The sequence below is a fragment of the Vreelandella salicampi genome, from assembly GCF_013415105.1.
In the GTDB taxonomy this organism is placed as follows: Bacteria; Pseudomonadota; Gammaproteobacteria; order Pseudomonadales; family Halomonadaceae; genus Vreelandella; species Vreelandella salicampi.
The window spans coordinates 57,940-66,952 of the sequence record NZ_JACCDF010000018.1 but is presented as its reverse complement, the minus strand read 5'-3'; the positions used below and the strand labels follow the sequence as shown (position 1 = coordinate 66,952).

Here is a 9,013-nt window from a genome sequence, read left to right as displayed (position 1 = left end):
TACCCGGGTGATCGATGCCAACTGACTCAGCGATCAAACCCTTAACCTTCTGACAAACCAAGGTTTTTACACCTCATTCACCGCTGGTAACGCTCGGCGTCCCCGGCAGCGGATGCGTACTTTAAGGCCTCACCGGAAGAATGACAAGGGGTTGTGTAAATTTCTTTCACGGCCTTCGCCAATAGGAGGGAAAAGGCATCGCAGTTAGCCGCGGGGCAGGTACACTAACGCGACTGCCATTCACCCTGTGCTTACTTCACCTTGAGGTCAGAGATGAGCCACCATCTGTTATCTGTCGACTCGTTGAACCGGGACCGCGTTGATCATTTGCTACGCATTGCCGCTCGCATGGAGCCCATAGCCGGGCGACAGAAAGTTACCCGCGTTTTAGAAGGCGCTGTCCTGGGCAACCTCTTCTTTGAGGCCAGCACGCGAACCCGGGTCAGTTTCAACGCGGCTTTCTGCCGTTTAGGCGGAAGCGTCTGTGACACTACAGGCTTCACCTTTTCTTCCATGGCCAAAGGGGAATCGCTTTACGATACCAGTCGGGTGATGAGCGGTTACTGTGATGCCATTGTGATGCGCCACCCCGAGCAAGGCTCTGTCGCAGAATTTGCCGCCGCCACCCACATTCCCGTCATCAACGGGGGGGATGGCCCAGGCGAACACCCAAGCCAAGCACTGCTCGACCTTTACACCATTGATAAGGAGTTTGCTCGGCTCGGAAAAACGCTAAAAGGGGCGCATATTCTGCTTACCGGCGACCTGCTCCACGGGCGGACTGTGCACTCGCTGATCAAGCTTTTATCGCTCTATGACCCGATGCGTATCACGCTGGTCTCCCCGCCGGGGCTTGAGATGCCCGCCGCACTGGTTGACCTGGTGACATCGCGCGGCCACCGCGTGGAAGTCCGCGATAGCCTGGCTAGCGATTTCAGCGACTTGGATGTGGTGTACACCACGCGGATTCAGAAAGAGCGCTTCACCGCCGAAATGAGCGAAACCTTTGCCGGCGTTTCGGACGACTTTACTATTCACAAGCGCTTTATAGATCAGCGTTGTTCGCCCAGCACGATTGTGATGCACCCACTGCCTCGGGATAGTCGCACCGGCGCGAATGATTTAAACGTGGATCTTAACGGCGACCCGCGTCTGGCTATCTTCCGCCAGACCGACAACGGCATCCCGATGCGCATGGCCATTTTCGCCACGCTGCTACAGGTCGATGACTTGATTGAAGAAGACTTGCGCCCAGTGCGCTGGTTTGTGCCTGCACAAACCGGCACGCTCGACCGGTGATCGGGTAAGCGATTCAGCCTGACGTTCGTCCGCCGGGAAGCCCTTCCTGGTGGGCGAACCAACCTTCCAAAATCAGCACGGCGGCAATCCCATCGACACTCTGCTCACGGTAATTGCCGCGATGCCCCGCCTCGCGGGCGATCTGCTTAGCTTCACGGGTGGAGCCGCGTTCGTCGACCATTTCACAGGGTTTGCCAAAACGCCCGTGCAGCCGGTTGCCGAATTTGCGCGCCCGCGTGCTCATGTCTGACTCGCTGCCGTCCATGTTGAGCGGCAGGCCCACCACCAGTAGATCCGGCTGCCACTCGCTGATCAAGCGTGTTACCACGTGCCAATCAGGAATACCATCGCGAGCCGGTAGCGGCTCCAGTTCGCGAGCACTGTTCAAAAGCTCATTGCCGACCGCCACGCCAATACGGCGGGTACCAAAATCAAACGCCAGGATGAGGCGCTGACCGATGTTTGCCATCAGGCGTGCCCTGCGTCTCGCGTCATAAGGTTGAGATCCACGCCGAGAATACCTGCGGCGGCACTAAGTCGTTCTGCCGGTGGCGTTTCAAACAGCACACTCGCGTCGGCATCGACGGTGAGCCAAGCGTTCTCCTTGAGCTCCTCTTCCAGCTGCCCGACATCCCAGCCGGCACAGCCAAGGCAAACGAGGTAGTGTTCGGGGCCGGTGTTATTGGCCAACGCCTGGAGAATATCCATCGACGTCGTCAGGGCGACTTCGTCGGTCACCTGAATGCTGGAATCCCACTCGTCGCTATTACCGCGATGGAGGATAAAGCCTCGGTCTTTGTGCATCGGGCCACCGTAGTAAACCGGTGCGTTGCGATGCAGGCTTGTATCTCCGCCCAGTGAAAGTTGATCAAACAGCGCATCCAGGGTGATATCGAGCGGACGGTTGGTAATAACACCCATACAGCCGTTATCGTCATGGTCGCACAGGTAGACCAAACTTCCGGCGAAGTTGGCTTCTTCCATATGCGGCATGGCCAAAAGAAAATGGTGTTTCAAACTTTGCATGCGTCTCCTAGCACCGCCTCATTAAGAGGCAGGCGTCTTCAATCGATTACACCGCCGGGGTTAAGCGGCGCTCAATGGCATCCAGCAGTAAACCCGCGATATCCGTGCCGCGCTGGTCATCAATTTCGCGCACACACGTGGGGCTCGTCACGTTAATTTCGGTGATGTAATCGCCGATCACATCCAATCCCACAAACAGCAGACCCTTTTCGCGGATCATCGGCTGAACTTGTTTGATAAGCCAGTGATCGCGCTCGGTCAGCTCGCGGCTAACGCCACGCCCACCGGCCGCGAGATTGCCACGCGTTTCTCCCGCTGAGGGAATACGTGCCAGTCCATAGGGCACCGGCTCGCCGTCGACCAGGAGAATACGTGTGTCGCCATCTTTAATTTCCGGCAGGTAGCGTTGCGCCATGATTTGACGCTGACCGCGTAACGAAAGCTGCTCGATCACAGCACCGAGATTGCGACCTTCCGGGCCAATATGAAAAATGCCGGTGCCGCCCATGCCATCCAAGGGTTTGAAGATCACATCGCCGTGCTCGGCGTGGAAGGCACGCAATACATTGGCTTGGCTCGAGACCAGCGTAGGCGCGCAGCACTGCGGAAACTGCTGGGCGAAGAGTTTTTCGTTGCACTGCAAAAGGGCCGAGGTGGGATTCACCACGAGCACGCCTTCGCGCTCGGCAAAGCCGAGTAGATGCACAGCGTTGGTAAAATCCGCATCCACCGGCGGGTCTTTGCGCATCAGAATCGCATCAAGCTCAGCGAGTGGGCGCGCATCGGCCTCTCCCAGTTCAAACCAGTGCTCTGAGTCACGGTACACGTTGAGTGGCCGAATACGCGCGTAAGCCTGCCCGGCGTTCAAGAAAAGATCTTCCTGCTCCATGTAATGCAGGGTATAGCCGCGGTCTTGTGCCGCCCACAGCAGTGCCATGGTGGAATCTTTCTTGTAGGCAATATCGGCGATGGAGTCCATCACCACGCCAAGATGAAGGCTAGATTGGCTCATCAGGTCGCTATCCCCAAGGTGAACAGGTCGTTAAAGAATCCGCCAGTATGCCGCACGGCTCGCTTAGCTCCAACCGTAGCGACAGCGCTTACGACGTTAGCGCACCGGGCACCAGTCGAATCGCATAAGGCTCGAGGGTGATCAGCTCGCGCTTGTAGAGACGGCCAATGGCCTGTTTATAGGCACTTTTGCTCACGCCTAAGCGTGCTTTAATCTCATGCGCTGCACTTTTATCCCCCAGCGGCAGATACCCGCCGCTTTCGCGTAGCGCCTGCAAAACTTTCTCGCCAACAACATCGAGGCGCGCTTCGCCGGGCGGTAGTAGCGAAATATCCAGCCGGCCATCGTCGCGGCGCTGCTTCACGTAGCCGGGAAGCGTTTGCCCACGACGCAGTGGCTGCGTGAGGTCATCTAAGTAAACCAATCCCCAGTACCGGTGATCGACCACCACTTTCATGCCAAGATCCGTGCGCTCTGCCACGACCAACGTGACCTGATCACCGCGCGCGAGTTCCCACGCTTCATCGGTCACAAAACGTTCTAAGCGCATGGTCGCAACCGGGCGACCTTGATCATCCTCATAGAGTTTAACAAGCACGCGTTTACCTACATCCGGGCGAAAATGCTGCTCGCTGTAGGGCAGTAACACATCCTTCGGATGCCCCCAACGCAAAAACGCACCGGTATTGTTCACCGTCGTCACCGACAAGTACGCCACATCGCCAATGTGGGCGGCGGCATCGGTGGCGGAAAGGTGAGAAGCTCGTGCATCGCGCGTCATAGCCAAGCCGTCCTGGTAAAAAAAGAGAAGGGGTTAAAGCAACGTCAGAGGCAACTTACAGATCACCAAAGTGGTGCTGCAAAAGTGTCAACGCCACCACAGGGGCTGTCTCAGTGCGTAGCACTCGGGGGCCCAGGGTCAAAGGAATAAAATCTGCCGCCTGTGCCGCGGTGATATCGTCTGGCGTCAAGCCACCTTCTGGGCCGATCAAAAGCGCCGCTGCCACCGGCTTTGGCGCTTGCGCAAACGCATTGCCGGTCGCCAAGTGCAGCATCAGCCGCAGTGGCTCATCGCGCTGCGAAAGCCATTCGTCAAGCGGCTGCGGCGGATGGACCGGCGGCACGACCGCACGGCCGCACTGCTCGCAGGCGCTCGCCGCCACAGCTTGCCAGTGGGCGAGCTTTTTCGCCTCGCGCTCGCCTTTTAAACGCACATCGCCCCGCTCGGTATAAAGCGGCGTGATCGCCGCCACACCTAGCTCCACCGCTTTTTGAATGGCGTAATCCATGCGGTCGCCCTTGGAAACAGCCTGACCTAGGTGCACCGCGAACGGCGACTCACCCTCACCCGGCCAAAGCGCCTCAAGCGTTATCGTGGTGCACTTACGCGAGACGTCCGACAAGCGTGCACCCGCCTCTTGGCCGTTACCATCGAACAACACCAGCGGCGCCCCCTCGCCCATACGCAGCACGCGGGTGAGATGACGCGCCGGGCCTTCCGGCAAGGTGAGCGTGCCGCCCACCTCGAACGTCGCCGGCACGTAAAGGCGTGGCATTTTGCCGTGGGCGGCGTACCAGTCGGCGGCTTGCATTTACTGTGCGCTTTCCTCTTGCACACCTTGCGCCTGCTGCGCTTCACGCTGCTTACGCTGAGCGTACATCGCTTCGAAGTTCACCGGCGCCAGCATCAGCGGCGGGAAGCCACCGCGGTTGACCAGACTATCAACGCACTCGCGGGCGTAAGGGAACAGCAAGTTAGGGCAGAACGCACCCAAGGTTTGATCTAGCTGTGCGCCTTCAATACCCGAAATGCGGAAAAGCCCCGCCTGCTCGATTTCGGCGAGAAACGAGGTCGTGCCGGTTTCATTGTCGTTGACCTGGGCGGTGACTTTCACCACGACTTCATACTGGTCGTCGGCAATCTTGGTGCTCGAGGTGTTTAGATCAAGGCTAACCTTGGGCTTGAACGGCTGCTTAAACACGCTCGGCGAGTTCGGCGCTTCAAAGGAGATATCTTTGACATAAATGCGCTGCAGCGAAAATTTAAGCTGCGATTTATCGCCTTCTTGAGCGCCGGCTTGCTGGGCATTGTTCGGCTGAGTACCGCCCTGTTGATTGCTGCCCTGGGTATTGTTGTCTTCCGCCATCGGAAACTCCTACTGATTAAGATAAGGCGTGTAATAGCGCGCCTATGACCATGGGTTATGTCTGCTGGTTATAACTAAGGGTAGTCAAACGGTTTTGCAAAGCGCTTACGAAAACAGCGCGATGTTTAAAAGCGTAATGTTTGAAAGCGCTTATTTTTTTACCACGGGCAAGCCGTCCGCCTGCCACTGCATCATGCCGCCTTTGAGTTTAAAGGCGCGCTCAAACCCCGCTTTAGCAAGCTTCGCCTGCACCGCACCGGAACTTTGGCCATGCTTGCAGGCCACGATAATGGGCTGGCTTTTATGCTTTTCCAACTCGTTGATACGGCTATCAAGGCTGCTTTGCGGGATATTACGCGCCCCGGCAATATGCCCAGCCTTAAAGTCTTTGCTCTCACGCACGTCTAGCACCACCGCCTCTTCGCGGTTGATAAGCTGCGTGGCTTGAGCCGATGTCACGCCGCTAGTAGAAGCGCTACGCGTCTCGTAAATAATCCAGGCGATTAGTACGAGCAAAAACAAGCCCACCAGCAACGGGTGGTTCTGTACGAATTCGAACAGCTGATCGATCATCGCGAGCACAATCTCTTAGTCAATGCATAAATAAAGCGGCTTCGCCGCCGTGGAAACACCACAGTATACACGCCACGCGGCATCGCGCGCAGGCCTAGCCATGACGAGCGGTGGCTGCCTGCGCTATGATGCCCCAAGCTTACGCTCGTCGCGACCCCGCGTCGCTGTTCGGCCAATATGAGGTTTTCATGGACACGTCAAACACGCCGCGCCCGGTGGCGCTGATTATCCTGGATGGCTACGGCCACAACCCCGACTCCCAGCACAACGCGGTGGCCGCCGCTAACACGCCGGTCATGGATCAACTCTGGAGCGAGCGCCCGCATGCGTTCGTCCACACAGACGGCCAGCACGTCGGCCTACCCGATGGGCAAATGGGCAACTCTGAAGTAGGCCACATGAACATCGGCGCCGGCCGCATCATCTATCAAGACCTTACCCGCATCACCAAAGCGGTTGAAGACGGCGAGCTCGACGCTAACACCACGCTTACCCGGCCAATCGATGAAGCCGTTGCCAACGGCCGCGCCGTGCACCTACTCGGGCTTCTTTCTCCTGGCGGCGTGCATAGCCACGAAGATCACTTTATTGCGCTCGCCGAGCTTGCCGCCCGCCGCGGCGCAGAGCGCATCTACATTCACGCCTTTCTGGATGGCCGCGATATGCCACCCAAAAGCGCGCTGCCTTCCATCGAACGCGTCAACGCTCGTCTGGCGGAACTGGTGGGGGCGGATAACGGTTTCGTGGCATCAATCATTGGGCGCTTCTACGCGCTGGACCGCGACAACCGCTGGGAGCGCGTCGAGCAGGCGTATTCGCTTTTAACCCAAGGCAGCGCCGAGTACGAGGCAGCGAATGCGGAAACCGCGCTAAAGGAGGCCTACGCGCGCGGAGAAACCGACGAGTTCGTCTCGGCAACCAGCATTCGCCCTCAGGATGAGCCGATCACGATAGCGGATGGCGACGCCGCCATTTTCGCCAACTTCCGCGCTGACCGCGCCCGCGAGCTCACCCGCGCCTTTGCCGAGCAGGGTTTCTCCGGCTTTACCCGTGGCGCCTGTCCGAAGCTCGCTGGCGACGGCATTGTCATGATGACCCAGTACGCCGCCGATATTCCCGCGCCCACGGCATTCCCGCCGGCGGAGCTCACCGATACGCTCGGCGAAGTCGTCGCCAAGCGCGGGCTTAAGCAGCTGCGCATCGCAGAAACGGAAAAATACCCCCACGTGACGTTTTTCTTCTCCGGCGGGCAGGAAGAGGCATTCGAAGGCGAAACGCGCATTTTGTTGCCATCGCCCCAAGACGTGCGCACCTACGATGAAAAACCCGAAATGAGCGCATTTGAAATCACCGACAAGCTGGTAGAGGCGATCAACGGCGGTACGTTTGACTTGATCGTGTGCAACTACGCCAACGGCGATATGGTCGGCCATACTGGTGATTTTGATGCAGCAGTGAAAGCTATCGAGACCGTCGATACCTGCGTGGGTCGCGTGGTCGAGGCCATTGAGCGTGCTAGCGGTGCCTGCCTGATCACCGCCGATCACGGCAATGCTGAGCAGATGGTTCACCCCGACACCGGCGCTCCGCAAACCGCCCACACCACCTTTGTGGTGCCGCTGATCTACGTCGGCGAGCGTAAGGCAACGCTTGAAGAGGGACGCCTGTGCGATCTCGCCCCAACACTTTTAACGCTCATGGATCAGCCGGTGCCCGAGGCCATGACCGGCCAACCGCTGATCACATTGGGTTAAACGCGCTGATGCGGCGCTTAGCGTTCATGGGCGCATTACTGCTGTTGGGCGGGCTTTCGCCAGCCCTTGGCCAAGCCAGCGAAGCGGATGCCGAGCGCCAGCTCGATGCGCTCGGCGAACAGATTGAAACGGTCGCCGAGCGCCTAAACGCGACCGATACCGCCCGCGACGACGCTTCCCGCGAGCTGCGCGACATCGAAACCCAGCTCGCCGAAACTCACCGTCGCTTAGATGCATTACAGGCCGAGCGACGCGAGCTCGCCGACGAAAGTGCCCAGCTGCGCGCGCATCGCGAGCGCCTAGAACGCCAGCGGCGTGAGCAATCTCAAGCGCTCGCCAAGCAACTAGCCGCGCTTTACCGCGTCGGCCCCACGCCGCAGCTAAAGCTTCTACTCAACCAGGGCGACCCGGCGGAACTTGACCGCATGCAGGCCTACCTCAACCGCTTAACCCAGGCGCGCCAAGCGCGGATCGAGGCCATTGCCGAGCTCGACACCGCCCTGGCCGATACCGAGGCGGAACTCGTCACGCGTCAACAGCGTTTAGGCACTCTCAGCGCCGAGCTTGAAAGCCAAAGCGCCACCCTAGCCGAGCGCACCGCCGAGCGGCGTGAGCTTGTCGCCACGCTTGATTCGCGCTTTCAAAGCGACGCACAGCGATTAGCGTCCTTAGAGCAAGATCGCGAGCAAGCCCAACGTACCTTGGAGAAAATTCGCCAGGAGATGGCGCGCCTTGACGAGCCCGCCCCGAGTACGCAAATCAGCCGCACGCAAGGGGAACTCCCTTGGCCGGTACAGGGTACGATTAGTGCGACGTATCATGGTCAAAAGGGCGTTCACTTCAACGGTATCGTGATCAAGGCTAATGCCGGCACGCCGGTTACCGCCGTTCACACCGGGCGCGTGGTGTTCGCTGATTGGATGCGTGGCTTTGGTAATCTCTTGATTATCGACCACGGCGACCACGTGATGACCCTCTACGCCCACCTGCAGCGCTTTAGTGCCCGCCCGGGCCAACAGGTGACGCGGGGCGATGAAATTGGCCGTGTTGGCGACAGTGGTGGCCAAGCGCAAGCCTCGCTCTACTTTGAAGTGCGCCAAAGTGGCGAGCCGATTAATCCACAGCGTTGGATTGCCCGCCGCTGACGGGATAAGCTTGTACCATTATCTCTCACTTTTTGGGCAGCCCACCTGCCAATCGCC

10 protein-coding genes are annotated in these 9,013 nt (G+C 58.8%); 3 read left to right on the top strand and 7 right to left on the bottom strand.

The window, feature by feature from the left end; translation table 11 throughout:
• The first annotated feature begins 273 nt into the window (after positions 1 to 273).
• A complete protein-coding gene (gene pyrB / locus HZS81_RS16545; protein ID WP_179931620.1) occupies positions 274 to 1,299 on the top strand; it encodes an aspartate carbamoyltransferase in 1,026 nt (341 codons plus the stop codon).
• 13 nt (positions 1,300 to 1,312) lie between these two features.
• On the opposite strand, the gene ruvX is transcribed toward pyrB, so the two are convergent.
• From ruvX to HZS81_RS16510, 7 genes are all read right to left on the bottom strand, one after another.
• Positions 1,313 to 1,768 (bottom strand): Holliday junction resolvase RuvX, encoded by a 456-nt coding sequence (gene ruvX, locus HZS81_RS16540; RefSeq protein WP_179931619.1) that lies wholly within the window; start codon positions 1,766 to 1,768, stop codon positions 1,313 to 1,315.
• Positions 1,768 to 2,325: a YqgE/AlgH family protein gene (locus HZS81_RS16535; RefSeq protein WP_179931618.1), complete on the bottom strand. Its 558-nt coding sequence runs from the start codon at positions 2,323 to 2,325 to the stop codon at positions 1,768 to 1,770. The genes ruvX and HZS81_RS16535 overlap by 1 nt, the downstream gene beginning before the upstream one ends.
• A 46-nt stretch (positions 2,326 to 2,371) precedes the next feature.
• Positions 2,372 to 3,337, bottom strand: coding sequence for a glutathione synthase (gshB, locus tag HZS81_RS16530; protein ID WP_179931617.1), 966 nt, complete (start codon positions 3,335 to 3,337; stop codon positions 2,372 to 2,374).
• An 88-nt stretch (positions 3,338 to 3,425) separates the two neighbouring features.
• Entirely contained in the window at positions 3,426 to 4,118 is a 693-nt protein-coding gene (locus tag HZS81_RS16525; RefSeq protein WP_179931616.1) for a CvfB family protein, read from the bottom strand.
• A 55-nt stretch (positions 4,119 to 4,173) separates the two neighbouring features.
• Positions 4,174 to 4,929 carry a 16S rRNA (uracil(1498)-N(3))-methyltransferase gene (locus HZS81_RS16520; RefSeq protein WP_179931615.1) on the bottom strand — a complete coding sequence of 252 codons (756 nt, stop codon included), beginning with the start codon at positions 4,927 to 4,929 and terminating at the stop codon, positions 4,174 to 4,176.
• Positions 4,930 to 5,484 carry a protein-export chaperone SecB gene (gene secB, locus HZS81_RS16515; protein ID WP_179931614.1) on the bottom strand — a complete coding sequence of 185 codons (555 nt, stop codon included), beginning with the start codon at positions 5,482 to 5,484 and terminating at the stop codon, positions 4,930 to 4,932. It lies immediately after the preceding gene.
• A 150-nt stretch (positions 5,485 to 5,634) separates the two neighbouring features.
• Positions 5,635 to 6,057: a rhodanese-like domain-containing protein gene (locus tag HZS81_RS16510; protein WP_179931613.1), complete on the bottom strand. Its 423-nt coding sequence runs from the start codon at positions 6,055 to 6,057 to the stop codon at positions 5,635 to 5,637.
• Positions 6,058 to 6,245: 188 nt separating this feature from the next.
• Between HZS81_RS16510 and gpmI the strand changes: the two genes are divergently transcribed.
• Complete coding sequence (gene gpmI, locus HZS81_RS16505; protein ID WP_179931612.1) at positions 6,246 to 7,811, top strand: 2,3-bisphosphoglycerate-independent phosphoglycerate mutase; 1,566 nt, start codon at positions 6,246 to 6,248, stop codon at positions 7,809 to 7,811.
• Between the two features lie 26 nt (positions 7,812 to 7,837).
• Entirely contained in the window at positions 7,838 to 8,956 is a 1,119-nt protein-coding gene (locus HZS81_RS16500; RefSeq protein WP_241697538.1) for a murein hydrolase activator EnvC family protein, read from the top strand.
• Positions 8,957 to 9,013 lie beyond the last annotated feature (57 nt).

Excerpts from the sequence above, each read along its gene's own strand:
- gshB (WP_179931617.1), bottom strand. The coding sequence starts at position 3,337 with ATGAGCCAATCTAGCCTTCATCTTGGCGTGGTGATGGACTCCATCGCC.
- HZS81_RS16510 (WP_179931613.1), bottom strand. The coding sequence starts at position 6,057 with ATGATCGATCAGCTGTTCGAATTCGTACAGAACCACCCGTTGCTGGTG.
- HZS81_RS16535 (WP_179931618.1), bottom strand. The coding sequence starts at position 2,325 with ATGCAAAGTTTGAAACACCATTTTCTTTTGGCCATGCCGCATATGGAA.
- pyrB (WP_179931620.1), top strand. The coding sequence starts at position 274 with ATGAGCCACCATCTGTTATCTGTCGACTCGTTGAACCGGGACCGCGTT.
- HZS81_RS16525 (WP_179931616.1), bottom strand. The coding sequence starts at position 4,118 with ATGACGCGCGATGCACGAGCTTCTCACCTTTCCGCCACCGATGCCGCC.
- HZS81_RS16500 (WP_241697538.1), top strand. The coding sequence starts at position 7,838 with ATGGGCGCATTACTGCTGTTGGGCGGGCTTTCGCCAGCCCTTGGCCAA.
- ruvX (WP_179931619.1), bottom strand. The coding sequence starts at position 1,768 with ATGGCAAACATCGGTCAGCGCCTCATCCTGGCGTTTGATTTTGGTACC.
- secB (WP_179931614.1), bottom strand. The coding sequence starts at position 5,484 with ATGGCGGAAGACAACAATACCCAGGGCAGCAATCAACAGGGCGGTACT.
- HZS81_RS16520 (WP_179931615.1), bottom strand. The coding sequence starts at position 4,929 with ATGCAAGCCGCCGACTGGTACGCCGCCCACGGCAAAATGCCACGCCTT.
- gpmI (WP_179931612.1), top strand. The coding sequence starts at position 6,246 with ATGGACACGTCAAACACGCCGCGCCCGGTGGCGCTGATTATCCTGGAT.